Origin of the sequence: Haloarchaeobius amylolyticus (assembly GCF_042678045.1) — an archaeon.
Lineage (GTDB): Archaea > Halobacteriota > Halobacteria > Halobacteriales > Natrialbaceae > Natrinema > Natrinema amylolyticus_A.
Genome location: NZ_JBHUDI010000004.1, coordinates 246,692 through 272,746, shown reverse-complemented (window position 1 = coordinate 272,746; position 26,055 = coordinate 246,692). Strand labels below are relative to the sequence as shown.

Genomic DNA, 26,055 nt, shown 5'->3' with positions numbered 1-26,055 from the left:
CGAACAAGCGTTACAAACCGATGATCCGAGCGAGAAGGATTTTCACATTCGACAGGTAATGCAAGTGTGCGGCGTCGACCATCTCCCGGACGAGTCCGACACGGAGTAACGAACTGTTCTCGATCCGTCGAGCCGCATCGATAGCTGCCGCTCAATCGACCCTCTCCTCACATCCGAGAGAGTGTTCGCCCGGGCCACAGCCGAGCGAGCGGTGCGGACAGCCCCGACAGTGCTCACCCGGCGTCGTCTCCGCGAACGACGGCTCGTCGACCGCGGCGAGCGTCTCGCGAACCGAATCCCACGGCGGGAGCGCGTCGTGCTCGAAAAGATCGACACGAGGGCCGTCGACATTGCCGACGTAGACGTAGCCGACGGCCGCGATCGGCTCGTCGAACCGGTCCGCACAGGCCCGGCGGTAGAGCGCGAGCTGGACGGCGTCATCGGGGTCGATCCGTTCTGCAGTGGCCTTGTAGTCGAGGACGGCGAGCCCGCCGTCGGGGAGCCGCCGGACCGAGTCGACGTAGCCAACCACGTCGCCGGTGACGCCGGCGACGTCCTCGAGCGAGAAGGGCAACTCCGCAGCCAGGGGCTCCCATTCGGCGACCGGTCGGTCAACGTCGGCTGCGCTCGCCTCGAAGTAGCGGTCGACGCAGGCGAGGACGGCCTCGCGGTGGGCGAGTAAGTCGCGCGCGGTGAGCTGTCGAACCGCAGCCTCGCGCCACGCCTCGCGGGTGCGGTACTCGCGGTGGAAGGCCTCCTCGGCGACGTCGTGGAAGACAGTACCGACGATTCGCGACGCCGGGTCGTCAGTCGCCGCGACCGTTCCACCGTTCGTCTCGGTCGCCTCGTTACCGGCCGCTGACGCGGCGACCGGATCGTCGATCGCCTGAACGACGTGATCCAGGTAGTGTTTCCGTGGACAGGTCTCGTGGGTGTCTATCGCGGAGTAGCTGTGACGCATCGCGACCGGCAGCTCGGTTGCAGCGGCGAGCGTCTCGACCGGGAAGCGGACGGTATCGTTCGTCAACGCGGAGAGCTGGCGGCTGCCGGGCACTCGTATCGCTGGCTCCGAACCGCCCTCAGCGTCGCTCCCGGCCTCGAGACGACCGTGGCTCGCCGCGTCGGCCGCCGGCAGCAACTGGCCGTCCCGGAGTAGCCGTCCCAGCCGGTGGACGGTCTCGATCGCCTCCCGTGTCTCGAGCGGCTCGACCGGCCGATCGCCGTAGTCAGCGTAGTAGGTGATCGTCCCCGGGCTCTCGTCGGCCGAGGCAGCGATCTCGTCGGTTCGATCGACGACCGTCTCGGGGTAGATCTCCCGCACGCGCTCGAAGCTCTCGGTCAGCGACGACCACAGATCCATCCGCTGGCCGGTCACCGACCACTCGATGTCGCTGGCCAGACAGGCCTCGGCGGTCGACGCCGCGAGCGCGGTTTCATCGCCGTCGTACGAGTACTCCGACCCGAACAGGAACAGGTGTTCCTCAGCGCGCGTGAGCGCGACGTGGAGCACCCGCCACTCCTCGCCGACGCGCTCCGTGGCGAGATCGGCAAGCAAGGGCGAATCCACGTCGTCATCGAGCGTTGCGGCCAGTAGTCGGTCCTGAGCCCGCTCGACGTAGTCGCCGTCGACACACCACTCCTCGTCGGAGAGGTACGGAACGAGGACGGTGTCGAACTCGAGACCTTTGGCCTGGTGGACCGTCATCACGTCGATGCTGTCGGCGGATCTGGTCCCGCGGGTGCGGTCGCTACCGCCGCCACGAAGCGTCTCAGCGAGCGCGTCGACGAATTCGGTCGATAGCGACTGGACGACTCCATCGGAGTCGTAGGCCTCGACGAACCGCTCGATGCGGTCGAACTCGGCCCGTTCCTCGGTCGTACAGAACCACTCGATCCGGGTCAGCTCCCGGAACCGGCGCAGGAAGCCCGACAGCGGGTAGATGTCTCGGAACCGTTCGAGTTGTTCGAGGTGGTCGCGAACCCGCTCGAGCCGATCGGGCTGTGTGAGCCGATCGAGATCGATGGTCATCACTGCATCCCACAGTGTCCCGTCCTGTCCGTGCAGCGTCGCGAGGTCGTCTTCCGGGAGCCGATACCGGGAGAGTAACACGCGCCGGAGGTGGACGTCTGCATCCGGCTCGACGAGTATCCGGAGATACGACAGCACCGTCTCGAGTCCGGGCGAGATTTCACCGCGAGGCGAACCGGAGATCTCATACGGAATCCGTCGCTCCTGGAGCGCGTCCGCGACCGCCTGTGCGTGGCGGTTCGTCCGGACGATGACTGCGATGTCGCCCAGCTCGCGCTGGGGGACGTTCGTGGCCGCGCCGTTTAACAGCCGCGAGACCGTCGTCGCGACCCCGTCGGCCGTCGATCCCGGGAGCGCGTCGCTTTCGACCTTGACGACGCGGTCCGGTGGGTCGGTCTCGTCGTAGGTTCCTCGCGTCCGGCCGTCCTCTCGGAGCGTTTTCGAGGACTGCGGGCCGTAGTCGCAGGCGTTGGTCAGATCGAGGATCTCCTGTCGTGAACGGAAGTTGAGCTCGAGCTCGATCGCCTCGTGGTCGTCGGCGGCGTCGGCCAGTCGATCGAGCCCCTTCCGATCGGTGCCACGCCACCCGTAGATCGCCTGGTCCTTGTCACCGATCGCGAGTAAGTCCGGGCAGTCGGGACCGCCCGTGAGTTCGGTCAGCAGGGAAAACTGCGTCTCGTCGGTATCCTGAAACTCGTCACAGTAGACCTGTGTCCACTGGCCGGTGATCTCGTCGGCGATCGGGCCGTCGTCGAGCAATTCGGTCGCCGTCCGCACCAGTTCGTCGAAGTCGAGCGCCCCCTCGGACTCGAGCGTGTCGTGGTAGTCCGCGTAGACATCGGCGTAGTGACGCGCCAGCCGAAGGAATTCGACGTAGTGTTTCAGACGACCGAACGGCGTCTGTTCGATCCGGTTCGTTGCCGTCCCCCAGATCTGGTTGCCGAACAGTGCCCGCGGCAAGTGCTTCGTGGTCGGATCGGAACGCGAGAGCACGTCGATCGTGTTCGTCACACACTGTTGGAGCACCCGGAGGTACCGGTCGACGTCGCGAACCAGCTCGTCGTCACGGAAGGGTTCCGGCGCTTCAGCGATCTTTTCCCGACAGTAGGAGACGAGTTTACCGTAGTCGATCAGCGACTCGCGGGCCTGCTCGACGTGTTCCTCGCGGTTGAAATACCGAAGTGCCTCGTTATCGAACGACAGCGTCTCGTCGGCTCGTTGCTCGAGCCAGAGAACGAACTCGTGACAGAGCTCGAGCGTTCGCACCGGGGGAAGCCCCGCCTGCAGTTCCTCGGGCGTGACGTTCTCGCGGCTCATCGCCCCGATGAACCGATCGACCGCGGCCGTGAGGTCGGTCGGCGAGCCGTCGTGTCTCGAGGGAGCCGCGAAGCCGTAGTCGGTGTCGGCGAGCAAACGGCCGACGAGCCGTCGCCGTTTGCGCTCGGTGACGACGTCGAACTCGGGAGAATACCCCAGATAGTAGGCATACTCGCGGACGAGTCGGTAGCAAAAGGAGTGGTAGGTGTAGATGTCGATCGCCGCCGCGGCCTCGGGATCGAGGCGCTCGGCGACTGCCTCGCGGATGCTCGCGGCGGCCTCGTTCGCGAAGGTCAACACGAGCACGTCGTCGGGATCGACCTCGTCCCGTTCGATGGCGCGTTCGATCCGAATGAGCATCGTCGTCGTCTTCCCGGTGCCGGCACCGGCGTCGACGGAGGTACACGCCGCACGGCTGTCGATAACGGCCGTCTGATTGCCTTTGGGCTCGATCTCGTCGGCGGATGCGAACGCGTCGCGGTCGTGACCGGCGTCGCGATCCGGTCGTCGCGGCCCCGGTCGCTCAGCCATCGAAGCGCACCTCCGTTGCGATGTGGTCCTGACAGCAGACCGTATACTCACAGTCTGGACAGGCGTGCTCCGCGATCCGATCCCAGCTGTCGGCGGGATCGAACGGTCCCGACCGCAACGCCGCAACGACCGACGCGAGCCGATCGTCGACGGTCGCGTTCCGGTGGTCGTGGGTCATGCCGAACGTGTGGTGGTCGACGTAGACCGCGGTCAGATCGGCGACCTCGAGACTCGTCTCGACCGTATCCTGGACCCAGTTTACAGTCAGCCCCGACCGGTCGGCCAGCGGAATCTGGAGGTATCGGCAGGTTCGGTCCCCGAGTTCGAGCCGATCGCGGAGCGTTCGGAGTCCGTCGAGGACGACGGCGGTCTCGAAAAGCGCGCCAACGGGGCCGGGCTCGAACGCGGCCGAATCGGGGTCGAAATGGTCGGTGAACAGCTCCGCGACGTCGCCTTCCCAGTCCGACCGGTAGCGAAGGGGCCCAAGCGGCGCGAGCGTGGGAACGAACCGGACGCCGACGAGCGACGAGCCGTCGCCGGTGACGTAGTCGACCGGCGCATCGATCGTCACCGCGTCCGCGTCGCCTGCCGCGTTCGAATCTGGAAGCGAAATCGCACTCGAGAGCGGCAGTTCCGGGCCGATCAGTTCGTCGTGGGCCCCGTCGGCGTCCAGTTGCGCGAGTCCCGCGGCGTGATCCGCCCCGATACGCTCCACGTAGGCGGCGAGCGTCGCTTCGAGTACCCGCCGTTCGTGGCGGCGCTGGGTACGGGAGTGGAAGCGCTCGTCGTAGTCGATCCAGTGCGTCGAGAGTCGATCACGAGCGACGCGCTCTAGAGCTTCGGCGTCCGTCTCCCCGCTTCGGAGCGCGTCACAGATCGCGACGCGAAGGAGGGCGATCCGATCGTCGACGGTGTCGTCGCTGCTCCCCTCGAGCCCGTGGACGTGAGCGAACTCGTACCGGCGAGGACAGTGCAGGTAGGTCTGGAGACCGTCGACGGTGAGCGAGTCCCCTCCCGTCGCAGTGTCAGTCATCGCGGACCACCTCACCCGCGGCGAATTCGAACTGTGAGCGGACTGCCTTGGCGAGTTCGTCGTCGATCTCGCCGTTCTCGAGGACGACCGCGATCTCCTCGAACAGCGCTTCGGTCTCGCCGAGGTCGGCCTCGCCGCCGGTACTGGCCTCCCGGAGCACCCGCTCGAGTTCACCCCGTGGCTGGGCGAGCAGCGCCTCGATGGCGTTCGTCTCGCCGTGGATCGTCGCGTCGGTGCCCGCATCGACATCCTTGAGGGTGAGCCCGGGCGTCGCATCGATCAGGTGCAAGTAGCGTGATTCGTCGTAACTCCGACGCAGGCCGCCGGCGCCGCGTTCGTAGGAACAACAGTAGAGGATGCGGTCGGCCGCGCGAGCACCGAGCGCGAGCCGGCGGCGAGAGCGCTGGGCGTGATAGGTCTCGAACGGATCGCCGACGTCGGCGGCGTCCGCAGAACGCTTTGCGTTCTGCTGGGCTGCGGAAGACGACTCTGTCGTCTTCCGAACGTCGACCGTCGCGAACGTGTCGGAAACGTCTTCACGGGATGGATCTGTGACTGCGGGGTAGGTCGACATCTCTCGGAGCCATGCCGTCGGGAATAGCTGGGTGAGAAACTGCTCGCCGGGGTAGTTCTCGTCGATCAGATCCAGCAGGAAGACTGCCGTTCGCGAGTCGTATTTCAGGTCGTCGATGGCACAGACGGTGACGCCACCGGTCGGTGGCCGCGTCTCAACCGCGTGGACGTAGGGTGCGTCGTACCGGATCGTCCGCCGGAGCATCCGGCGCAGTCCCTGCCAGTCCGACCCGACGAGGTCCGTCTCCTCGACGAAGTCGGCGATCTCCAGTACCCGACGGATGCCCTCGTACTGCTCGCGGGCGTCGACCCACTCCTCCTCGCGGGCGATCCGGCCTTTCAGGTCGGTCCGACGGATCCAGCGCTCGAGCGAGCGCCGGACGCTCGAGCCGGCGGTGTCCGCGAGCAGATCGGGCGAGAACTCGGGGACGCGAGCCCGAAGGCGGTCGAGCGAGACGGCTCGTGGATCGGTCGCGTTCTGCGCCGCAGCATCCTCGAGTCGCTCGAGGGCGTCGCCGTCGCGTTCCCGTTCGCACTGACACGTGACGACGGCGTAGAGTTCGTTCACGGCGGGGTCCTCGGCTAGCGAAGGGGTCCCGATCGTGGCGGTCGGGACGCCAGCGTCGCGGAGCCGTCGTCTGGTCTCGGGGACCCGTTCGATCCGCGGGACAGCGACTGCGAACTCGTCGTAGGACCAGCCGTGGCGGTCGCGCAGCGACTGGATCTCGGTGGCGACCGCTCTGACCTGTTCGCGGGCGGTTCCGGTGCGGAGACGACGTGCTCGTCCCACCGAATCGGCGTCTGCGGGCTGATCCGGCGGCTTGCCGGTTGCCAGAAATCGCGCGATCGGCTGGTGTGGCGGTGTCGTGCCCTCGTCACGGATCGGTTCGAGGTCGATCGGCTCGACCGCGAGCCCCGTGTCGGCTGCGATCTCGTCGACCGAACCGGGTTCGACGCGCGTCCGTTCGACGCTGGCGTGGCGCTCGCCGAGACAGACCACCTCGGCGTCGCGCGTGAGCGCGGCGAGATATCGGCGGTCGAGTTGGCGATACTCCTCGAACTCGACGGCGAGGACGGCGTCGAAGGAGGCGGTCACGCGCGTCCGAAGGCCATCGGCGTCGGCCTCGAGCAAGTCGACCGCCCGCGGGACCACGTCGGCCCGCTCGACGTAGCCCCGATCGTCGAGTTCCGCGTGGAACCGGTCGTTCATCGCGTACAGAAAGGCCAGACAGTCGTGGGGGTCCTCGAGGTCGTCGAGCCGAATCCGCTGGCGAGTCGCTGCGAGCAACAGTTGCCCCACGTCGCGCGTGAAACTCTCGTGGTCGGCTGCCCGCGCGAGGTAGTCCGGAACTGCGCGGCTCGCCCCGTCGATCACCAGCGAGATGAGTTCGATCCGTTCCTCGTACTCGAGGCGGTCGAGCGTCGGATCGTATTCCTCGATGGTCTTCGAGGCGTGTTCCGGTAGCGACTCGACGCGGGGCGAACGGGGGCCGCTGTCGTCTCGCTCGCGGTCGGCATCGGCCAGCGCCTCGGTCAGCGAGTCGAGCCCCGCCGGGTGTCGCTTCAGGACCAGCACGTTCCGGGGGCCGTACTCGTCGGCGAGCGCGGCGTACTCCGCGGCAACGGCCGCGAAGACGTCGCTCCCGGGGGCAGGCGCGGAGAGGAGCTTGCAGGTTCCCTCGAGGGTGGGCGGCGATGGAGCCATCGGTCGTACGTCAGCGAGTATGCTCGATTTCCTATTTAAATGTAGGTACACTCGAGTCCCGTGCTACTCGCGCATCCAGTCGCTCGCCTGTGGCTCGTGGGAGTCCGTCGGCACCGCGAGCACAACCGGTTCGTCGGCGTCGATCGCGGCTGCGAGCCGCGACTGGATCTCAGCGGGCGTCACCGCGTGCTCGGCGCGCAGTCCGAGGCTGTCGGCGAGAGCCACGAAGTCGATCGGTGCGTCCGCCCAGCCGTACGCGCCCGTCTCGAGGTCGTAGTTGCAGTCGGCGTCGTCGCTGATGATCGCGTAGTCCTCGTTGACGAAGACGACGACCGTCAGCGGCACGTCCTCGGTGACGGCCGTGTGAAGTTCGTGGACACACATCATGAGCCCGCCGTCGCCAGTGAGCACGACCACGTCGTCGTCGGGGTTGGCGAGCTGTGCGCCGATACCCGATGGCAGGCCGGTTCCCATCGTCGCCCACGAGCCCGGATTGACGTACGATCGCGGGCCCGCCGCCTCGAAGACGTTCAACCCCCAGACGCGAAAGCCGCCGGCGTCGACGGTGACGATGGCTTCCTGTGGCACCGCTTCGCGGACGGTCTCGAGCGCGCTGACCGACGTGAGCGGTGCCGACTCTGTCCGCAGGTCCGCCAGACGGTCGCTGGTCGCCTCTCGAACCGCACTCGCGCGCTCGACGGCTTCGCCGTTATCGGCTGCGACCCCGCGGTCGTCGAGGGCCGACTCGAGGGCTGACAGCGCCACGGCGGCGTCGGCGACGACCCCGATGGTCGGCTCGTAGCCGGTCCCGAGGTCGGCGGGCTCGAGCGTGACGTGGACCAGCGCGTCCGGAAGGTCGACCGACCAGGCTCGAGTGGCGACCGCGTCGAAATCAGTCCCGACGGCCAGCGCCGCGTCGGCGTCCGCAAGACACGCGAGCAGTTCGGGAGCAGCACTACCCCCGAGCGTTCCAGCGACGGAGCCGCCGGACCCGTCTGGAAGCACCCCTTTGCCCTTGTAGGTGGTGACGACGGGTGCACCGAGACGATCGGCGATTCGGCGCAGTTCCTCGCTCGCGTCGGCAGCGCGGACGCCGCCACCGGCGACGATCACGGGCTCCTCGGCGGCAGCAAGCACGTCAGCAGCAGCCGTGATATCGCGGTCGGCAACGCCCCCGATAGACTCGCGGCTGTACGTCCCCGGCGTCGCGAGCGGGACGTCCATCGTCAGGAAACTCTTCGGAACCCCGACTCTGACCGGGCCTTTCGGTGGTGTCTCGGCGATCGCGATGGCTTCCTCGAGGACGGCAGCCGTGCTCTCGGGCCGTTCGACGAGGACGTTTTCCTTGACGACAGTGTCGTAGGTCTCCGGCGGCGTCTCGTGGATGCCATCACCGCCGCGGATCTCGGGGTCGGTCTCGACCGCGAGATGAACGAGCGGCGTACAGTCATTGAACGCGTTCTTCAGGCCGTTCATGGCGTTCATGTCGCCCGGACCGGGAACGACGGCCGTCGCTGCGAGTCGGCCGCTCGTTTCCGCGTACCCCCACGCCTGATGGGTGACGGCGGTCTCGTGGCGGGCCATGACGAACCGAACGTCGTCACGCATTTCGATCGCCTCGTTCAGCGGCAGCGTCTGGGTGCCAGGAATCCCGAACACGGTATCGATCCCGTTGTCGACCAGTCGCTCGATGACTCCGCGGCTGACGTCCATACTGTCATCTCGTCGACTGGACACTTATGTTCCGCACCCGACCGGGATCGCGAGCAGTCGAATCGACCCGTCTCGAGTCTCGTCACGGAAAAGGTAAGGACCACGTGCGTCTTCGTAGTCAGTCCGAACTCGACTCGACCGTTCTTGCACCGATAATCATTATAAAGGGGGAGCCAGTACCGTTCAGCATGGAAGACATTTTCGTCGCTCGAGTCATGTCCACGTCGCTACACACCGTCTCGCCGGATGCACTCGTCGAGGAGGCCGCCCAGGAAATGCTCGACAACGGAATCGGGTCGGTCATGGTCGTCGACGACGACAACCACCTCGAAGGGATCCTGACGACGACGGACTTCGTCGAGATCGTCGCCGAACAGAAGCCGAAAGACCAGACGCCGGTCTCGAAGTACATGACCACCGACGTCATCACGACGACGGCCCAGGAGAGTATCCGCGACGTGGCAGACGTGATGATCGAACACGGCTTTCACCACACCCCCGTCGTCGACGAGGACGAGGGCGTGATCGGGATGGTCACGACGTCCGATCTGGCTGGCTACATCTCGCACGTACAGTCGCCCAGCCCCGAGGAATAAGGCGCCGGGCATCGGATCGCCACGCTGTTTTCGTCGACAGCCGACCTATGCCGCCAGCCGCTGCACTCAACTGTCGTCGGACTCGTCTTCGGTCATCCAGCGCACCGTTTCGTCGAGTTGATCCCGGAACATGCGAGCTTCCGCTGGCGTCAACGCGATATCGGCGTGGCCCGTCCCGTGGTCCCCCACCATCGCGTCGATGCTCACGATTACGCGGTGGCCCTCTGTCGATTCCGGACGTACCGAGACATCGGCCCGATCGGGATAGTCACGTGGCGGACCGATCTCGAGATCCGTCTCACCCCGTGTCACACCGATCTCGACGCGTTCGGACAACTCGAGATCGAACGAGTCCGTCCGTTTTTCCTCGATCGGCGTCGGCTCGTCGTCTCGGGTGTCATCATCTGCCATAGGTAGTGATTGATCGGCAACGGCCTTGGCTGTACTGCCGATCACGTGTCTCGGGGCGACTCTGGCAACGGGGTCGCGGCCCCGTGCGGTCACTCGACGGCAAACATCGCATCGTCGAGCTGCCAGCCACCGCGCCAGCACTCGAGGGCGAACCAGGCGAGATACCCCAGCACGAACAGCGTCACGAGGCCGGTGAGCAGCCACGTTGTGCTCCCGACAGCGAACTGGCGCAGTCTCGAGAGTCCGAATACACCCGAACCAACCGCGAGGACACAGATACCGACCGCGGCAACGCGGGGCCAGCCGACGGTTCGACCGCCGACGGTGAGCCGCTCCCGGCGGCCGGCCAGCAGCAACGACAGCCCGACGACGGCGAGCCAGCCGGCTAGCAGCAGCGTCATCGGCTCAGTTCCGCCGCCGACCGCAAAGAGGCCGGCCAGCAGCAGCGTCGCGGCCCCACCGCCGGCGAACCCGCGGCGAACGACGGCCTTCAGTCCGGTCATCTGACAGACGGTTCGGCGGGACCGCAGTTAGCCGTTCTGACTTCGTCGTGGTCGGCCGCTTAATCGTCGTCCATCGGTGCCGTCACCGGCTCGACACGCTCGCCGCGTGGCCCCTCGAGATCGATCTTCGGCAGCAGGTCCCGCAGATAGCGGCCGGTGTGGGAGTCCTCGAGACGCGCGACGTCTTCCGGCGTGCCGGTGGCGACGATCTCGCCGCCGTGTTCGCCACCTTCGGGGCCGAGGTCGATGATGTGGTCGGCGTTCTTGACGAGGTCGAGTTCGTGTTCGATGACGACGACGGTGTTGCCGTTGTCGGTCAGCCGGTGGAGGACGTCGATGAGTTTGCGCTCGTCCGCGCTGTGGAGGCCGGTCGTCGGCTCGTCGAGCAGGTAGAGCGTCTCGCCGGAGTCTTTCTTGCCCAGTTCCTCGGCGAGCTTGATCCGCTGGGCCTCGCCGCCCGAGAGCGTCGTCGAGGGCTGGCCGAGTTTCATGTAATCGAGACCGACGTCCTTGAGCAACTGGAGCCGGCGGCGGATCTGGCTCGAGGACTCGAAGAAGTCGTAGGCCTCTTCGACCGACATCTCGAGGACATCGGCGATGGTCTTGCCCTTGTAGGTGACGTCGAGGGTGGCGTCGTTGTAGCGTTCGCCGTCACACTCCTCGCAGGGGACGTAGACGTCCGAGAGAAAGTTCATCTCGATCTTGACGGTCCCCTGCCCGCCACACTCCTCACAGCGGCCGCCCTTGACGTTAAAAGAGAAGCGGCCCTTCTCGTAGCCGCGCTGTTTCGCGAGTTTCGTCTGGGCGAACAGCTCGCGGACGTAGTCGAAGACGTTGGTATAGGTCGCGGGGTTCGACCGGGGCGTGCGGCCGATCGGCGACTGATCGATCAGCCGGACCGTCTCGATCTCCTCGAGGCCCTCGAGGGCGTCGTGGTCACCTGGAATTACGCTCGTGTTGTCGTTCATTTCCCGGGCCAGTCCTTTGTAGAGCACCTCGTGCATGAGCGTGGACTTGCCCGAACCCGACACCCCGGTGATCGCCGTAAAGCAGCCAAGCGGGATGTCGACGTCCAGATCGGCCAGGTTGTGCTGTCGCGCGCCGCGGATCGTCAGCGCACCGTCTGGATCGCGCCGTTCGTCGGGGACCGGGATCTGCTTACGCCCGGAGAGGTAGTCGCCGGTGATCGACTCCTCGGTCGCCTTCACCTCCTCGACGGGACCGTTGGCGACGACTTCGCCGCCGCGCTTTCCGGGACCGGGCCCCATGTCGATGACGTTGTCAGCGCGGCGCATCGTCTCCTCGTCGTGTTCGACGACCAGCAGGGTGTTGCCGATGTCGCGCAGTTCCTCGAGCGTATCGAGCAACCGGTCGTTGTCCCGCTGGTGGAGTCCGATCGAGGGCTCGTCGAGCACGTAGAGCACACCCACGAGCCCGGAGCCGATCTGGGTCGCCAGCCGGATGCGCTGGCTCTCGCCACCGGAAAGCGTCGAGGCTTCGCGATCCAGCGTGAGGTACTCGAGGCCGACCTCGACCATGAAGCCGAGTCGTGCGCGAATCTCTTTTAAGATCTCCTCGGCGATCACCTTCTCGCGCTCGGTGAGATCGGCTTCCATCGACTCGAAGTGCGCCAGGGCGTCACCGATGCTCATCGCGTTGATCTCGGTGATCGACGTGTCGTCGACCAACACGGCTCGTGAGGCGGGTTTGAGGCGCGTGCCATCACAGGATGGACACTCCGTGACCGACATGTAGTCCTCGATGTGTTCGCGGGTCGAGTCGGAGTCGGTCTCGAGATACCGGCGCTCTAAGTTGGGAATGACGCCCTCGAAGCGCTTTTTCTTCCGGCGGGTGCCGTTTTTCGTGTTTCGCTTGAACAGCACCTGTTCGTTCGTACCGTAGAGAAACGCCCGCTGGATCTCGTCGTCGAGTTCCTCGAACGGCGTCTCGAGCGAGACGTCGAAGTGCGCGGCGACGGCGTCGAGCCGCGTCTGATAGTACGACCGGTTGTAGCTCCAGGGCTCGAAGACGTGTTTCAGCGGTTTGGATTCGTCCTGGACGACGAGGTCCTCGTCGACTTCCTTGGTCTCGCCCAGCCCCTCACACTCGGGACAGGCTCCGTGGGGGGAGTTGAACGAAAAGGAGCGGGTCTCGATCTCGGGCACGTCGATCCCGCAGTGCGTACAGGCGAGGTCCTTCGAGAATTCGACGACGAAGCGATCGTCTTCTTCCGTCTCGTCGCCGAGCGCACCGGTTCGCCGGGCCTCCTTGCCCAGATCCGCGGCGACTTCTTCGGAGGCATCCGGGAGGATGACCTTCAGGACGCCCTCGGCCTCGTCGAGCGCCGTCTCGACGCTGTCGATGATGCGCGGCCGGTCCTCGACCGAGACCTTCACGCGGTCGACGATCACGTCGATCGTGTGGTCGAAGTTCTCGTCCAGATCGGGGTCGTCGAGCGTCAGATCGTGTTCCTCGCCGTCGATCTCGACGCGGGCGTACCCCTCCGAGACGAGTTCCTCGAAGAGATCCTCGAAAGCCCCCTTCTGGTCGCGGACGACGGGTGCCGCGAGTTTGGCCTTGGTTCCCTCGGGCAACTCGAGGATGCGTTCGACCATGTTCTGGGCCGACTGCTCGCCGACCTCGCGGCCACACTCCGGACAGTGGGGCGTGCCGACGCGAGCGTACAGGAGTCGCAGGTAGTCGTGCAGTTCCGTGACCGTCCCGACGGTCGAGCGGGGGTTGTTCGCGGCGTTCTTCTGATCGATCGAGATCGCCGGCGAGAGCCCTTCGACGGTCTCGACCTGGGGTTTGTCCATCTGCCCCAGGAAGTTTCGGGCGTACGCCGAGAGACTCTCGATATACCGGCGCTGGCCTTCGGCATAGACCGTCTCGAACGCCAGCGAGGACTTGCCCGAGCCCGACAGGCCGGTGACGACAGTGAACTCCTCGCGTGGGATCGTCACGTCGATGTCCTTGAGGTTGTGTTCCTCCGCCCCGCGGACGTCGATGGTGTCCTTGCTCATCGTTCGTGCACGGTTGTGGACTGTTGCTCTTGTCGACGCGGTTCCAGATTCATTGTATCCGTATCAGTGGCCGGACGGACTTAACGAGTCTGAAAGGCAAATAGCGTGTCCAGTGTTGCCACACAACATTCGGCGTCAGCTGTCGGCCGTCTGCTGGGACGGCTCTGAATCGGACGACTCGGCGGTTCGACCCTGCCACCACTGGCCGACGATCGCACCGGTCGCGAGGGCGACGACGAAGATGGCGACGACGAGATTGAGAAACGGCACCAGATACAGGAGCTGGACGACGAGTGCTCCGACGACGAGCGCAAGCCACGGGTTCGGTGCCGGGTCGTCACGGAGCCGGCGGAGCACGACCAGGCCGGCCACGATCATCCCGATCGTGTTGACGACCGTCAGCCCGACCGAGACGCCGATCCCCACGACTGTCGGTGCACCCTCGAGTATGGCAGGCGCGCCGGCGTCGACGAGCAGCGCCACGACGGCCCCCATGGCGGCGAACGCGACGAACCCGCCGACGAGCACGCCGATCCCGATCACGCCCGCGCTCACGGGGTCGTCGCGGAGTCGCGTCTCGATCGACCGCACGGACGAGCGGTCGACGGTCAGGACGATCGCGCCGACGACGAGCGTGACGGCGACGTAGACGCCGAACGCGAGCGCGAGTTCCCCGGGCGTTGTGGGGTTTGCGAGGGTGTCTCTGAGACCACGCTGTGCGGCGGCCGGCGCTGGAACGAGCGCCAGTAGTGCGACCGCTCCTGCAAGCGCGTAGTGGGTTCTCATACACACCACTCGGGAGAGCCCGGTCCTAATACTGCCGGATACCAGTCTCTGACGGGCCGATCGCACGCGAGCCGCGATCGGTATACAGGTTGGTCGCCCGACAGTACAACAGACATGGCCTGCGCTCGCGGCCGGACCAAAGTGACTTCGGCCGGCAGTCCCAAGGGTGGCTATGAGCGACGACGCCGCGGACACACTCGCGGTCGACGAATTCGTCGAGTACTGCCGGACGCAGGCCGGCTTGCTCTCGGGCCGCGTCGAGCAGCTGGGCGAAGAAGCCGACGAACTCTTGGACGAGATCGATCAGGAGATGGCAGACCTCCGATCGCGACTCGAGGCACTGCCCGACGAAGTCCCCGGAACCGAAACGCCGTCGACCGCGGAGGTTCCGGACACGAACGGGGTCGACGTCGCGGCGATCGAGCAGCGACAGGAAACACTCGAGGAGAAGCAACTCCTCGTCGAGGCGAAACAGGCCCGGATGCGGGCCTTTCAGGAGGTCGCGGCTGGCTACACGGACCTCGCAGAGGAGCTCTCGGCGAAGGCTGAGGATGGACAGGATGCCCTAATCCGTGTCGTCGAGTTCGAGTCCGACGTCGATGCACCGGCGTACTTCGATGAGCGCCAGACGATGCTCGAAGCAGTGGCCGAGTCGGAGACCGAATAGCGGACCACCAGCGGCCGTGGCGCGCACGTCCTCCGAACGATCCAAACGAGCAACCGTACGGGGTCGCCGAGAACCTTGAGAAGGTGCGACAGCTGGCAGCAGTTCTCGGGAGAGTCGGCTGTCAAGACGCTCTTGAGAAGTTCCGACTCCGGCGACCGGAAGAGTACTTAATTGACCACGATATGCGGGGTAACGCCGAATGGATTACTATCTTGTGGGAGACATCGTGACTGTTGATCAAATGTCCACTACTACACCCAAGTGAGGACAATGACTCAAACGCAACTCAACCGACGGCAGACGATGCAGGCGATCGGAGCGACCGGCGCAGTGGCAGTGGCTGGCTGTCTCGGTGGCAACGCACAGCAGAACAGTGGTGAAACCAACGAGGAGACGGATGAGGATGGACGACCGACGGCGAAAGACACTGAAGTCGACCGGATCGCGCGTGATCCGACGGACATACCGCCACCGGTCGACTGGAACGAGCCCCGCGAACACGACGTGACGATCGAAACCGAGCGGGTGACCGCCGAGATCGAGCCGGGCGTCACGTTCGACTACATGACTTTCGAGGGGCAGGTGCCGGGACCGATGATCCGTGTCCGCCGTGGTGATCAGGTCAATCTCACGTTCGAGGTATCCGAAGACCTCAACGTGGCCGCACACAACATGGACTTCCACGCGGTCTACGGGCCCGGCGGCGGAGCCGAGGCGACCACGGTCGCACCGGGCGACGACCCCATGCAGATCAGCTTCACCGCCGACTACGCCGGGGTGTTCATCTACCACTGCGCGATCCCGAACATGGACCAGCACATCAGCGCCGGTATGTTCGGCTCGATCCTCGTCGAACCCGAGGACGGCCTCCCCGAGGTCGACAACGAGTACTACCTCGGCCAGCACGAGATCTACACCGACGGCGAGGTCGGCGAGGAGGGTCACCACAGCTTCGACTTCGACGCGATGCTCGACGAAGAGCCGACCTACGTCGTCTTCAACGGCCAGGCCTACGGCTTCACCGAAGACGGCGTCGGCCCGATGGAAGCCGAAACCGGCGAGACTGCACGGGTCTACTTCGCCAACGGTGGGCCGAACCTGCTAAGTTCGCTGCACCCGATCGGGAACGTCTGGAGCCGCTACTATCGCGACGGCGACCTCCTGAGCGAGCCCGATCAGAACATCGAGACCGCGCCGGTCGCCCCCGGGACGACCACCGCTGCCGAGATGGAGTTCCCCGTTCCCGGCCCGGTCAAGATCGTCGACCACGCACTGACGCGGGCGGCCCGCCGCGGCGCACTCGCCGGAATCAACGTCGCTGGCGAGGAGAACCCCGACCTCTACGACGAGGATCCGTGAACGGGGATCGACCCCGTCTCGTGATCGCTCTTTTCGCTGGCAATCGGCCGATCTCTTCCCGAGCGGCGGAAACAGGGACGTATGCTTATACCCGTTCGGGCGCCAGTTCCGCTCGATAATGTTCGCTCCGATCCCGTCGATCACGTTCGATGCCAGTGATCCGGCCACGACGGTCGCGATCGGACGGCTGTTCGCGTACCTCGCGATGGGCGTCGCAGCCGTCGTCTTGCTCTACTATGCGGTCATCTACATCCGTGAGGTCCTCGCGGTCGAGGCAACCACCGAGCAGTGGTATCTGCTGGTCGCGGTCGGCGCGGCGATCGTTTACGCCGTCGCCGGCATCGCCTCGATACTGCTCGAGCCCGCCTGGATCGGCCGGTTCGTCGACGGCGCGATCCTCTTTTTCATTCTCTTTCTCGCGCTGTCGATCCGCGCGATGTACTACGACCAGCCGGCCGCGGGCGATCGCTCACCGTTGCTGCCCGCGTGGGCCGATTACGTCGTCATCGGCGGGTTCGTCGCCGCGTGGTGGGGTGCGTTCCTGGTCGAGACCTCCGCGACGCGGCTGGTCGTCGCGGTCGGCTGGGTCGTTACCTCCGCGTGGGCGGTGCTCTACGGCGTTCGTGCCGTCCGCGTCCACGAGGGGACGACCTTCGCCGCGCTAACCCGCCACCTGCTGCCGGCGATCGTCTGTGTCACTGCCGTCGTGTTCGTCGATCTGCTGACGAACCACCTGTCCGGCTACGAGGCACTCGCCGACGCCATCTGGCTCGTCGGGACGACGCTCGTCGCCGCGTTCCTCTTCAATACGGCCGTGGCGATCCGCCAGCAGGGCGGCGAACTCGAACGCCTCTACGACTGGACGACCTGGCGCGAACAATCGTTCGAGGACCGCTCGGTCGACTAGACTGTCCCCCTCGAGTTCTACTGCCGGACAGAACTATGTGACGCTCGATCGGTCGGACGCCGCCGGCAACGGCCGGCTGTCGCGATCGACTCCGCACTGACTGCTGTCCGGTAGTATTAGAGTCGGCCGCGCAGGACGACTTCGTCGTCGACCCGCTCGAGCATGTCCTCGGTAACGACGTAGTCCTCGCTGTCCTCGCTCTCCCAGCCGACCGATGCGAGTCCCTGTTCGACCAGACTGGGGTTCGGATCTACGGCCGCGCTGTCGTCGTCGACGCTGGCGATAATCCCGAGTTCCTTTCCGTCGGCGTCGACGACTGTTTTACCGATGTCGTCGTGGGTCAGTGGTGCCGTCATGTCGACGGCTACGCCGACCGGCCGGGTAAGTCGACGGCCGTCCCGTGCTGGTCTGTCGGTCAAGGGTCATCCCGCTCGTGTCCAGACGGGGGATCCGTCGCGCGCGCCCCTGGTCTATTTGACGACGGGTGCCGATACTTCGACCGACGCGGGTTTCCCGCAGACGATAATCCATGACTCAGACACTCGAGATCAGTGACGACCTGATGGATCGACTCGAAAGCCACTGCGAGGAGGGTGAGACACCCGAAGAATTCATCGAGGAACTCGTCTCGATGTACGAGACCGAAGGCGCGTTCCTGCAGGAAGGCTACTCCGAATAGACGGATGGGGCTCGCAGACCCCGTTTTCCTCGTCAACTACAAGACGTACGCAGGGACGACCGGCGACGACGCGCTCGCGTTCGCCGAGACGATCGAGCGGGTCCGCGACGAGACCGGTAGTCGCTTCGCCGTCGCACCTCAGCTTCCCGATCTCCGGCGCATCGCCGAACGGACCGACCTGCCGATCGTCGCCCAGACCGCCGTCCCACGAGCCGAGAGCGGGATAGGCGACGTCACCCTCGAGGCGGTCGCGGACGCAGGTGCCGACGCGGTGTTCGTCTCCCACCCGGAGAACGAGGCCGCCTTCACGGCCGTCGCCCGCGCCGTCGACCGCTGTGGGGACCTGGGGCTCGAGTCGATCGTCGCCGTCGAGGGGCTCACGACGGCCCGGATGGCACTGGCCGCTGACCCCGACTGGCTGCTGTTCGAACGGCCAGCCGACATCGCCACCGACGAGGGGATGGTCCGAACGCATCCCGAACGGATCGAGACGTTCGTCGAGACGGTCGCCGACGAGGCCGCCGAGACGCGGACGTTCGTCGGCGGCGGCATCCGAACCGCCGAAGACGTCGCCCGCGCGTTCGACTGCGGCGTCGACGCGACGGGGGCCGCCTCCGCGGCCATCGAGGCCGACGACCGCGAGGCGTGGCTCCGGTCGATCGCGACCGCCGTGCCGACAGCCGACGCGAGTCGCTGACCCCGTCGTCAGCCGACGCGTGCGGTATCGGTCGCCCGATCCGGGTCAGTGTGTGGCTGACACTCAAGTAACTGGTCCGCGTACGTATCAGTATGCACTTACTGGTCGCCCTCGACGACTCGGAGCCGGGGTGGGCGGCACTCGAGTTCGCATGTACGGAACACGCCGACGACGACATCACGGTCATCCACGCCGTCGATCCGACGAGCAGCGGCTACGGCGAGATCGCACACGTGGGTCCGTCGGACCTGCTCGAACGCCAGCGCGAGGACGCCAAGGAGTTACTCGCGGAAGCCAAAGACCGGGCAGCGGAGCGTGGCTGTTCGATCGAGACGGACGTGACCGTCGGTCAGCCGGCGGACACCATCGTCGACTACGCGGCGGACAAGGAGCTCGACCTGATCGTCGTGGGCAGCCACGGCCGGTCCGGCTTCTCGCGAGTCTTGCTCGGCAGCGTCGCAGAACGGGTCGCTCGACAGGCCCCCGTACCCGTAACGATCGTGCGGTAGCCGTCATACGGGCCGCTGCCCGTCAATACCGGCGCAATCGCGACCGTACTGCGGGTGCGTCGGGAACCAGTGACAGCAGACCGTATCACACCGTCGACCGCAACAGGACAAACTAATTAGGGACCACTACAGTCCAGATTACATGAACGACCGCTACGACGTAGTCATCGCCGGTGCCGGTCCCGCCGGCGCACAATGTGCCCGCGATCTCGCCGCCAGAGGGTACGACGTCGTCGTCCTCGAGACCGAGGCCGAAGAGGAGTTCCCCCGCCAGAGCAACAAGTCCACCGCAGGGACCTTCCACTCCATGATGGCCGCCTTCGGCATCCCCGACGACGTGGTGATGCAGTATACCGACAGCGTCGTCCTCGAGTCCCCGACGGAACACTACGTTCGCGAGCAGACCGGTGCGGTGCTGGAGTTTGCCGACTTCAAACGCTTCCTCGTCAAAGACAGCCACGAGGACGGTGCCGAGTACCGGTTCGACGCCCGCGTCACCGGGCCGATCATGGAGAACGGTGAGATCGCCGGCGTCACTTACAACGGCGACGAGGAGGTCTACGGCGACATCGTCATCGACGCGACCGGGCCGAGCGCGCCTCTCGCGAAGCAACTCGGCGTCGTCGATCTCAAACGCGAGAACCACGCCATCGGCATCGAGTACGAGTTCGAAGGGATCGACATCGACCGCCCTGGCTTTGCGGACCTCCACGACGCGATGATGCTACGCCTCGACCACAATATCGCTCCTGGCGGCTACTCCTGGATCTTCCACACCGGCGAGGACACCGCCAAGGTCGGCCTCTGCTACATCCAGAACGGCAGTCACGACCAGTACAGCCGGAACGATTTCACCATCGACGACTACCTCGACCACTGGCTCGAGACGGACCCGCGCTTCCGGAACGCCACGCGACTCGAGGGCAAGCAACACCGTGGCTCGGCCCACATTCAGGCACCCGACCAGTTACACACCGATCGGTTCATGGCGATCGGCGACACCGTGCCCTCCATCGATCCGCTGTGGGGAGAGGGTATCCACAAGTGTATGCTGTCCGGTCGTGCGGCCGCCGCCACTGCCGATAGCTGTCTCAAACACGACAGCGTCGAACCGACCGCCGAGAACCTCGACGTCTACGAGACCCTCTGGCACCGTGACGTCGCACCCAACGCGAACAGGCGGTTGTTGATGACCCAACTCCTCTATCTCGCCTCGAACGAACGTTACGACAAGCTCATGCGGGATCTGCAGCGACTCGACAACGACACGCTAGCCAGAGCGAACAAAGGCGATATCCGCGCCATCGCACGCCTGTTCGATACGGACGACGTGTCCTTGCTCGCCCGGTTCGCGAAACAGCAGTTGAATCTCGATCTCGGCTCTCTCCTGTAGTTCGTCGACGCTGCAGTGGCGGATTCAGGCGAGAAACTGCGCTTCGAACGATCGAACGCTGTCGTCCGTCCCCGCGAGGATCACCTCGTCGTCGGCGTCGAAGACGAACGATGCCGGATCGAAGTCCGTGATCGTCTCACCGTCTCTGCGCACGGCGAGGACGGTACAGCCCGTCCGAGTACGAACAGTCGCGTCGACGACCGTCTGGCCTGCCAACCGGCCGACAGGAACTCTCACGACGTCGATCTGTCTGTCGACGGCCAAGACTTCCTCGTCTTCGAACACGGTCGAGGCGAGCATCCGACCGCTGACCGTCGCCAGCGACTGGACGTAGTCGGCGCCGGCGCGATACAACTTCTGGACGTTCTCCGGGTTGTTCGCCCGGACGACGATCGTAGCCGACGAGTTCAGATCTCGCGCGACGAGCGTCGCGAAGATCGCGGTCGTATCGTCGTCGAGGGTCACGATCACCGTCGAGGCGTCGTCGATCCCTGCCTCGCGGACCGTCGTCGGGTCACGAGCGTCTCCGACCACGTCGACGCCCTCCATCTCGAGGGTGTCGAGGACGGTTACGCGCGTGTTCGTCTCCGCGAGTGCATCGCCGGCCGCCTCGCCGGACTCACCGTAGCCGGCGATAATGGCGTGCTGGGCCGCAAACGGCAGGACCGTCGACGTCGCTTTCGCCCGGAGTTCGTCGATCCGATCCGGTTCCCCCGCGACGAGCAGTCGCGTCTCGGTATCGAGTTCCCGATCGTTCGGGATCGGGCTCTCGAACGTGCCGCCGAACCAGGCACCGATGCCGTCCACGCCGTACGCTTCTCGAAGCCGAATCTCGCCGGCAGTCCGACCGGCCAGCTCGCTCCCCTCGGCGATCGACAGCTCGACCAGTTCCAGATCGTTCCCGATCTCGATGCCCTCGTCGACCGCGGTCGTCACGGCCGTCGGCACCCGGTGTGCGAGACTCTCGCCGAGCAGCTGACGCGGCGAAAGCACCTCGTCCGCGCCGGCGATCCGGTGGTACTCCCCGAGGCGCTGCTCTTCGACGAGCGTCACGATCCGCACGTCGGGGTTCGCTGCGCGAGCCGAGAGGACGATACTCGCGTTCATGTCGTCGGCCGAATCGGCCACGACCGCCGTCGCCCGCTCGATCCCCGCGTTCTCGAGTACCGTCGTCGACTCCGGATCGCCGTAAACGACCCGGTGGTCGGCCTCGTGGAGGTCCATCGCCGTCTCCTCGTCGGGTTCGACGACGACGTACTCCCGGTCGCGCGACTCGAGTTCCTCGATGAACGCCTCGCCACGGGACGTGTATTCACAGATGACGACGTGGTCCGCGACGTCGGGAGCGGTCGTCGGCGCCGTCGTCTCGAGGGCGTTCCGGAGCCACGGAACGGCGAAGACGTCGACCCCGGTGAGGATCAGCCCGATCCCCGTGAGCTGGAGCGCGATCATCAGCAGGTTCATGTGGGGCGTACTCCAGGGTGCATCCTCCCCGTAGCCCGTCGTCGTGTACGTCTGAAAGACGACCTCGAGCGACCGGTACAGCGGTTGTGGGCGGTTCTCCAGCGTCGCCATCCCGTAGTTGTAGAGGAACGTGGCGATGACGGTGGTCACGGCTACCAGCAGGATGTAGTAACCGGTTCGACGTGAGCGCCACAGTGACATACACGACCTATTCGGCGGCTGGCTGTTGACGGTACCGGTCGGCTGGGGGAGCACTCGAGTTCGCTCATCCGGTTCGAACCCGGCGAAACCACAACGAAATCCGCCGCTGCCATCGCCGCCGATTTATACATCGGAGCGAATACTTCGGTAGATGGTACTGCTGGAGAACCTCGTGCTCGTCTTCGTCGCCGGCTTTGTCACGGCGCTGGCGACCGGTCTCGGCGCGATCCCGTTTTTCTTCTTCGACGACATCAGCGACCGGTACAACGTGGTCCTCTGGGGGCTGTCCTCGGGCATCATGCTCTCGGCGTCGACGTTCGGGCTCATCGACGAGGGGCTGGCCGAAGGAACGCCCCTCGAGATCGGGATCGGCATGATCGCCGGCGTCGCGCTGGTCGTCATCGCCCACGACGTCCTGATGGACGCCGAGATCGACCCGCGACAGTACGAGGAAGCCGACTTCAAGAAACTCGTGCTCATTCTCGGTGTGTTGACCGTCCACAGCTTCCCCGAAGGCATCGCCGTCGGCGTCTCCTTTGCCGACCTCGGGCTCGAGGGTGGGGCCGAATTCCTCGGCTTTACCGTGCCGCTGCTGGCGGTGTTCATGACGATCGCGATTTCGATTCACAACATCCCCGAGGGAACGGCGATCTCGATCCCGCTGCGGTCGATGGACGTCACCGAGTGGAAGATGGTCTGGTGGGCGGTCTTCTCGAGTCTTCCCCAGCCGATCGGTGCCGTCATCGCGTTCGGATTCGTCAGCTACGCCCGCGAGGTCCTGCCTTACGGCTTCGGCTTCGCCGCCGGCGCGATGATCTACCTCGTCCTCACGGAGTTCGTCCCCGAAGCGCTCGATATCGGCGAGCGGCTCCCAAGCGGCGGCAAGCCGGAACTCGCCGGCGGCATCGCCGCCGGAATCCTCGTCATGGTGCCGCTCGCGTTCATCTGAGCGCTCACGATCCGTCAGGATCGTCGTTCGCACCGGACGAATCCACCCGACAGTCTCCCGTTCCGGCAGGAATTTTACGCGTCTCGCCGTAGGGTCGATCAGTGTTCGATACGATTCTGATTCCGACCGACGGCAGCGACCACGCCGAGGCGGCCGCCGAGACCGGCATCGAACTCGCGACCGTCCACGACGCGACAGTTCACGTCGCCTGCGTCGCCGATACCGGCCCGCTCGGCGACCTCCGACTCCCCGGTGACGCGGCAAGCGCCGAAGACGCGATGCGCGGACGGGCCCAGGAACACGTCGACGCGATCGTCGACCGCGCCGAGGCGGCGGGCCTCGAGGTCACCGGCACGGTCCTCGAAGGTCCACCCGAGAGCGAACTGCTCGAGTACGCCCGGGAGATCGACGCCGACGTGATCGTCATGGGCACGCGCGGTCGCGGCGGCGTCCACCGGCTGGCGATGGGCAGCGTCACCGATCACGTCGTTCGATTCGGCGAGATCCCGGTGCTGGTGGCGAACTCGGGGGCACACCCCGACGAGGACGCGTCGTAAGCGGTCCGGTGGCCGACCGGACTTACCGGGCGATCTCGTTGATCGCCTCCGTTCGGCGGCCGATCGACCAGCCGATCAGCGCGAGGCCGACGTAGATGCCGAGCGCGGGCAGGGCGTAGACGCCGACGAGCCCCTCGAGCGGGACGCCGACCGCGTCGAACACCAACAAGAACAGCAGCGAGACGAGCAGGACAGCGATTCCGATGTCCGCAGCGCGCATATTGGGAAATTCCTGTCCGGCAGGTGCAGCGACCACCCGCCCGAGCGCGTAGAACACGAGCGTGTACGTCGCCCAGCCAGTGCCGAGGGTCAGCACGGTCAACAGCACGTCGTCGGGCAGATAGCGCGGCACGAACGACAGGTGGAGGACACCCGTCACAAGCACCGCGCTGCCCAGCAACACGAACAACAGCGGTCTGCGATCGTCACTCATTATATAAAACGACTGTTTCCCGATCCATTACTATTGTGTCATAGACGAGGCAACGATCACGGTGGGGTGCTACGCGAGCAGCCGACCGTGTTCGTCGATCTCCCCCTTGACGATCCGCGTCGACGAGATTCGCTCGCCATCGTCGGCGTAGACGTAGGGCGCGACGATCCCCGAGAGCGGCTCGAGGCCTCGATCGCGCCGCTGGTCGTTGATTTCCTCGAGTTCGGGAGCCGTTTCGGGGGAGACTACCAGCGCGTCGATCGCGGGGTCGGTCGCCGCGATCCCGGCTTCGGTCTCGAGTCGCCGAATTTCGACGTCGCGATCCCACTCGTCGAGGTCCGCAATGGCGTCTGTCACGGCACCCACTCGGTCGTCGAACGGTGGAATCGGCCGCGGCTCGTGGCGCGTCTCGGTCGCGAGGTCGTCGCTCGTCAGCGCGACGACGACGCCGTCCGTGCCGAACCGGAGTGCGTGTTCGAACAGAGACCGATGACCGTCGTGGAGCGGCCCGAACGTGCCGGCGACAACGACTCGCATACGATGTCGTGTCACGAGCAGGCCTATAATAGCACTGCGACCCGCGAATCGACGGCGATGACGGATCGCGATCGGCGGATCAGTCCTCGAGGAGCTGGGCGGTCGTCGCGATTTCAGCGAACTCGCCTTCGAGATGGGCCAGCGCAGTTCGATGGACCGTCTCCGCGTCGAAGGTCACCCCGTCGAGCGAGCGCTCGAACGTTGCAGTCGCATCGCGGACGACGATCGGGTCGAAGCCGAGGTTCTCGGCCATCCGGGTGCTCGTCGAGACGCAGTGATCCGTCGTGAGCCCGGCGATGACGACCGTCTCGAGGCCCCGTTCGCGGAGCCAGTCCTCGAGTTCGGTCCCGATGAACGCGCTGTTGACCGACTTCACCATCGTCGGCTCCCCCTCGCTGGGGGCCGTCCCAGGTTTGAACGCGAAGCCGGACTGATCGCCTCGGAGCGGTGAATCGGATTCCATCGAGTCGTGGCGGACGTGGACGACCGGTCGGTCGGTTTCCCGCCACCGCTCGAGCAGGCGCGCCGCGTTCGCTTCGGCCTCGGGGTTGTTGCGCTCGCCCCACACGGGGTCGTCGAACCCCTGCTGGAAGTCGATCAGGACCAGGGCGGCGTCGGCGAGCCGCTCGTCGGCTCGAGTCAGTCCGTCGGCCCCGTCGCCGCCGCTCATGGCAACTTCGCGCCGGGTTTCGGATGCGTGCGCGTGACCGTGATCGGGCACGTCGATGGCGCTTGCTCGTCGTCTTCGGAGAGCATGTACTGGGGCCACTCACGGTCGCCCTCGACGCCCCAGTCACCGAGATCGGCGTGGGGACAGACCCCGTCGTAGCCCTCGAGTCGATCCTGAATTACCTCGCGAGCGTGCTGGCCGGCCTCGGTGTCGGCCGTCACGTCGAGGTTCTCGAACAGCGCGCGCGGCTGGAACGTGATCTCGAGGCCGACCGGACAGTATCGGCTCTTGCGTTTTTCGTAGAACGGGGCCCGACAGGTCGGGAACATGGGCTCGCCGCCGAGACAGAACTCCCAGTATGGATCGTCGGGCTCGGTCGGGATGTCCTCGGGCCACGGCTCGGGATCGTGGAGGTGCAGCGTCTGCAGGATATGCCACAGCGTCTCGTGATACTCCGCCTCCGAGAGCGGCTCTGCGGGCGGCTTGAAGAAGGTGACCAGCGAGGCGCGCTCCGAGTGGTCCTGATAGATCTCGAGGTACTCGAGGATCCGATCGCGCAGTCCCAGAAGCGCGTCGGCGTCGCTCATCGATGGGACCGCGGTGTAGATCGGCTCGCCGTTCTGGACGGATTCGGCACCGAAAAAGCAGGGGAACGGCGTCTCGTTTCGCTCGCCGAGCAGTCCGTCGCGAAACGAGTGCCAGTGATCGGCGACCCACTCCGGTGTCTCCCCGTCACGAACGCGCCGATCGAGCGTTTCCTGGTCCATCAGCGACTGGATGCCCGGTTCGTTCATCGTGTATATCTCTTCGACC

24 protein-coding genes are annotated in these 26,055 nt (G+C 65.7%); 10 read left to right on the top strand and 14 right to left on the bottom strand.

All coding sequences use genetic code 11. The features are described 5' to 3' along the window. Positions 1–151: 151 nt before the first annotated feature. From ACFR99_RS07610 to ACFR99_RS07595, 4 genes are all read right to left on the bottom strand, one after another. Entirely contained in the window at positions 152–3,877 is a 3,726-nt protein-coding gene (locus ACFR99_RS07610; RefSeq protein ID WP_390285957.1) for a UvrD-helicase domain-containing protein, read from the bottom strand. Next, positions 3,870–4,910 carry a PD-(D/E)XK nuclease family protein gene (locus ACFR99_RS07605; protein ID WP_390285955.1) on the bottom strand — a complete coding sequence of 347 codons (1,041 nt, stop codon included), beginning with the start codon at positions 4,908–4,910 and terminating at the stop codon, positions 3,870–3,872. The genes ACFR99_RS07610 and ACFR99_RS07605 overlap by 8 nt, the downstream gene beginning before the upstream one ends. Next, entirely contained in the window at positions 4,903–7,188 is a 2,286-nt protein-coding gene (locus tag ACFR99_RS07600) for a PD-(D/E)XK nuclease family protein (protein ID WP_390285953.1), read from the bottom strand. The genes ACFR99_RS07605 and ACFR99_RS07600 overlap by 8 nt, the downstream gene beginning before the upstream one ends. A gap of 63 nt (positions 7,189–7,251) precedes the next feature. Next, on the bottom strand, positions 7,252–8,901 hold the full coding sequence (locus tag ACFR99_RS07595; RefSeq protein WP_390285951.1) for a thiamine pyrophosphate-binding protein: 1,650 nt from the start codon (positions 8,899–8,901) through the stop codon (positions 7,252–7,254). Between the two features lie 188 nt (positions 8,902–9,089). Between ACFR99_RS07595 and ACFR99_RS07590 the strand changes: the two genes are divergently transcribed. Beyond that, on the top strand, positions 9,090–9,497 hold the full coding sequence (locus ACFR99_RS07590) for a CBS domain-containing protein (RefSeq protein WP_390285949.1): 408 nt from the start codon (positions 9,090–9,092) through the stop codon (positions 9,495–9,497). A 66-nt stretch (positions 9,498–9,563) separates the two neighbouring features. Here ACFR99_RS07590 and ACFR99_RS07585 read toward each other — a convergent pair whose 3' ends face one another. The 4 genes from ACFR99_RS07585 to ACFR99_RS07570 all read right to left on the bottom strand — a co-directional run bounded on the left by ACFR99_RS07585 (position 9,564) and on the right by ACFR99_RS07570 (position 14,220). Next, positions 9,564–9,908, bottom strand: a complete 345-nt coding sequence (locus ACFR99_RS07585; RefSeq protein WP_390285946.1) for a hypothetical protein — start codon at positions 9,906–9,908, stop codon at positions 9,564–9,566. A gap of 89 nt (positions 9,909–9,997) precedes the next feature. Next, on the bottom strand, positions 9,998–10,411 hold the full coding sequence (locus tag ACFR99_RS07580) for a hypothetical protein (RefSeq protein WP_390285944.1): 414 nt from the start codon (positions 10,409–10,411) through the stop codon (positions 9,998–10,000). A 59-nt stretch (positions 10,412–10,470) separates the two neighbouring features. Further along, entirely contained in the window at positions 10,471–13,434 is a 2,964-nt protein-coding gene (uvrA, locus tag ACFR99_RS07575) for an excinuclease ABC subunit UvrA (RefSeq protein ID WP_390285942.1), read from the bottom strand. Positions 13,435–13,569: 135 nt separating this feature from the next. Then, entirely contained in the window at positions 13,570–14,220 is a 651-nt protein-coding gene (locus tag ACFR99_RS07570) for a DUF8173 domain-containing protein (protein ID WP_390285940.1), read from the bottom strand. Between the two features lie 172 nt (positions 14,221–14,392). On the opposite strand from ACFR99_RS07570, the gene ACFR99_RS07565 reads away from it, so the two are divergent. From ACFR99_RS07565 to ACFR99_RS07555, 3 genes are all read left to right on the top strand, one after another. Further along, positions 14,393–14,887 carry a hypothetical protein gene (locus tag ACFR99_RS07565; RefSeq protein WP_390285938.1) on the top strand — a complete coding sequence of 165 codons (495 nt, stop codon included), beginning with the start codon at positions 14,393–14,395 and terminating at the stop codon, positions 14,885–14,887. 270 nt (positions 14,888–15,157) lie between these two features. Further along, positions 15,158–16,246 (top strand): copper-containing nitrite reductase, encoded by a 1,089-nt coding sequence (nirK, locus tag ACFR99_RS07560; protein ID WP_390285936.1) that lies wholly within the window; start codon positions 15,158–15,160, stop codon positions 16,244–16,246. Positions 16,247–16,361: 115 nt separating this feature from the next. Beyond that, positions 16,362–17,153, top strand: a complete 792-nt coding sequence (locus tag ACFR99_RS07555) for a hypothetical protein (RefSeq protein ID WP_390286393.1) — start codon at positions 16,362–16,364, stop codon at positions 17,151–17,153. A gap of 116 nt (positions 17,154–17,269) precedes the next feature. Here ACFR99_RS07555 and ACFR99_RS07550 read toward each other — a convergent pair whose 3' ends face one another. After that, positions 17,270–17,509, bottom strand: a complete 240-nt coding sequence (locus tag ACFR99_RS07550) for a hypothetical protein (protein ID WP_390285934.1) — start codon at positions 17,507–17,509, stop codon at positions 17,270–17,272. Between the two features lie 173 nt (positions 17,510–17,682). On the opposite strand from ACFR99_RS07550, the gene ACFR99_RS07545 reads away from it, so the two are divergent. The 4 genes from ACFR99_RS07545 to ACFR99_RS07530 all read left to right on the top strand — a co-directional run bounded on the left by ACFR99_RS07545 (position 17,683) and on the right by ACFR99_RS07530 (position 20,431). Continuing rightward, on the top strand, positions 17,683–17,832 hold the full coding sequence (locus ACFR99_RS07545) for a DUF7557 family protein (protein ID WP_390285932.1): 150 nt from the start codon (positions 17,683–17,685) through the stop codon (positions 17,830–17,832). Positions 17,833–17,836: 4 nt separating this feature from the next. Further along, positions 17,837–18,529 (top strand): triose-phosphate isomerase, encoded by a 693-nt coding sequence (locus ACFR99_RS07540; protein WP_390285930.1) that lies wholly within the window; start codon positions 17,837–17,839, stop codon positions 18,527–18,529. 92 nt (positions 18,530–18,621) lie between these two features. Next, complete coding sequence (locus tag ACFR99_RS07535) at positions 18,622–19,038, top strand: universal stress protein (protein ID WP_390285928.1); 417 nt, start codon at positions 18,622–18,624, stop codon at positions 19,036–19,038. Positions 19,039–19,180: 142 nt separating this feature from the next. After that, a complete protein-coding gene (locus ACFR99_RS07530; RefSeq protein WP_390285926.1) occupies positions 19,181–20,431 on the top strand; it encodes a digeranylgeranylglycerophospholipid reductase in 1,251 nt (416 codons plus the stop codon). A 24-nt stretch (positions 20,432–20,455) separates the two neighbouring features. Here ACFR99_RS07530 and ACFR99_RS07525 read toward each other — a convergent pair whose 3' ends face one another. Further along, positions 20,456–22,096 carry a potassium channel family protein gene (locus ACFR99_RS07525; RefSeq protein WP_390285923.1) on the bottom strand — a complete coding sequence of 547 codons (1,641 nt, stop codon included), beginning with the start codon at positions 22,094–22,096 and terminating at the stop codon, positions 20,456–20,458. A 151-nt stretch (positions 22,097–22,247) separates the two neighbouring features. Between ACFR99_RS07525 and ACFR99_RS07520 the strand changes: the two genes are divergently transcribed. Continuing rightward, positions 22,248–23,045 carry a ZIP family metal transporter gene (locus ACFR99_RS07520; RefSeq protein ID WP_390285920.1) on the top strand — a complete coding sequence of 266 codons (798 nt, stop codon included), beginning with the start codon at positions 22,248–22,250 and terminating at the stop codon, positions 23,043–23,045. A 101-nt stretch (positions 23,046–23,146) separates the two neighbouring features. Further along, positions 23,147–23,602, top strand: a complete 456-nt coding sequence (locus ACFR99_RS07515) for a universal stress protein (RefSeq protein WP_390285918.1) — start codon at positions 23,147–23,149, stop codon at positions 23,600–23,602. 22 nt (positions 23,603–23,624) lie between these two features. On the opposite strand, the gene ACFR99_RS07510 is transcribed toward ACFR99_RS07515, so the two are convergent. The 4 genes from ACFR99_RS07510 to ACFR99_RS07495 form a co-directional block, all read right to left on the bottom strand. After that, positions 23,625–24,035, bottom strand: coding sequence for a hypothetical protein (locus ACFR99_RS07510; protein ID WP_390285916.1), 411 nt, complete (start codon positions 24,033–24,035; stop codon positions 23,625–23,627). Between the two features lie 69 nt (positions 24,036–24,104). Continuing rightward, the gene (locus ACFR99_RS07505) at positions 24,105–24,572 is read right to left on the bottom strand and encodes a phosphopantetheine adenylyltransferase (protein ID WP_390285914.1); all 468 of its coding nucleotides are present in this window, start codon (positions 24,570–24,572) and stop codon (positions 24,105–24,107) included. 79 nt (positions 24,573–24,651) lie between these two features. After that, positions 24,652–25,242, bottom strand: a complete 591-nt coding sequence (locus tag ACFR99_RS07500; protein ID WP_390285912.1) for a cysteine hydrolase family protein — start codon at positions 25,240–25,242, stop codon at positions 24,652–24,654. After that, positions 25,239–26,036, bottom strand: coding sequence for a YqcI/YcgG family protein (locus tag ACFR99_RS07495; protein WP_390285910.1), 798 nt, complete (start codon positions 26,034–26,036; stop codon positions 25,239–25,241). The genes ACFR99_RS07500 and ACFR99_RS07495 overlap by 4 nt, the downstream gene beginning before the upstream one ends. Between the last annotated feature and the right edge of the window lie 19 nt (positions 26,037–26,055).

Bases quoted from the DNA above. Each gene is read 5' to 3' on its own strand.
- ACFR99_RS07610 (WP_390285957.1), bottom strand. From the start codon at position 3,877: ATGGCTGAGCGACCGGGGCCGCGACGACCGGATCGCGACGCCGGTCAC.
- ACFR99_RS07605 (WP_390285955.1), bottom strand. From the start codon at position 4,910: ATGACTGACACTGCGACGGGAGGGGACTCGCTCACCGTCGACGGTCTC.
- ACFR99_RS07600 (WP_390285953.1), bottom strand. From the start codon at position 7,188: ATGGCTCCATCGCCGCCCACCCTCGAGGGAACCTGCAAGCTCCTCTCC.
- ACFR99_RS07595 (WP_390285951.1), bottom strand. From the start codon at position 8,901: ATGGACGTCAGCCGCGGAGTCATCGAGCGACTGGTCGACAACGGGATC.
- ACFR99_RS07590 (WP_390285949.1), top strand. From the start codon at position 9,090: ATGGAAGACATTTTCGTCGCTCGAGTCATGTCCACGTCGCTACACACC.
- ACFR99_RS07585 (WP_390285946.1), bottom strand. From the start codon at position 9,908: ATGGCAGATGATGACACCCGAGACGACGAGCCGACGCCGATCGAGGAA.
- ACFR99_RS07580 (WP_390285944.1), bottom strand. From the start codon at position 10,411: ATGACCGGACTGAAGGCCGTCGTTCGCCGCGGGTTCGCCGGCGGTGGG.
- uvrA (WP_390285942.1), bottom strand. From the start codon at position 13,434: ATGAGCAAGGACACCATCGACGTCCGCGGGGCGGAGGAACACAACCTC.
- ACFR99_RS07570 (WP_390285940.1), bottom strand. From the start codon at position 14,220: ATGAGAACCCACTACGCGCTTGCAGGAGCGGTCGCACTACTGGCGCTC.
- ACFR99_RS07565 (WP_390285938.1), top strand. From the start codon at position 14,393: ATGAGCGACGACGCCGCGGACACACTCGCGGTCGACGAATTCGTCGAG.
- nirK (WP_390285936.1), top strand. From the start codon at position 15,158: ATGACTCAAACGCAACTCAACCGACGGCAGACGATGCAGGCGATCGGA.
- ACFR99_RS07550 (WP_390285934.1), bottom strand. From the start codon at position 17,509: ATGACGGCACCACTGACCCACGACGACATCGGTAAAACAGTCGTCGAC.
- ACFR99_RS07545 (WP_390285932.1), top strand. From the start codon at position 17,683: ATGACTCAGACACTCGAGATCAGTGACGACCTGATGGATCGACTCGAA.
- ACFR99_RS07540 (WP_390285930.1), top strand. From the start codon at position 17,837: ATGGGGCTCGCAGACCCCGTTTTCCTCGTCAACTACAAGACGTACGCA.
- ACFR99_RS07535 (WP_390285928.1), top strand. From the start codon at position 18,622: ATGCACTTACTGGTCGCCCTCGACGACTCGGAGCCGGGGTGGGCGGCA.
- ACFR99_RS07530 (WP_390285926.1), top strand. From the start codon at position 19,181: ATGAACGACCGCTACGACGTAGTCATCGCCGGTGCCGGTCCCGCCGGC.
- ACFR99_RS07525 (WP_390285923.1), bottom strand. From the start codon at position 22,096: ATGTCACTGTGGCGCTCACGTCGAACCGGTTACTACATCCTGCTGGTA.
- ACFR99_RS07520 (WP_390285920.1), top strand. From the start codon at position 22,248: ATGGTACTGCTGGAGAACCTCGTGCTCGTCTTCGTCGCCGGCTTTGTC.
- ACFR99_RS07510 (WP_390285916.1), bottom strand. From the start codon at position 24,035: ATGAGTGACGATCGCAGACCGCTGTTGTTCGTGTTGCTGGGCAGCGCG.
- ACFR99_RS07505 (WP_390285914.1), bottom strand. From the start codon at position 24,572: ATGCGAGTCGTTGTCGCCGGCACGTTCGGGCCGCTCCACGACGGTCAT.
- ACFR99_RS07500 (WP_390285912.1), bottom strand. From the start codon at position 25,242: ATGAGCGGCGGCGACGGGGCCGACGGACTGACTCGAGCCGACGAGCGG.
- ACFR99_RS07495 (WP_390285910.1), bottom strand. From the start codon at position 26,036: ATGAACGAACCGGGCATCCAGTCGCTGATGGACCAGGAAACGCTCGAT.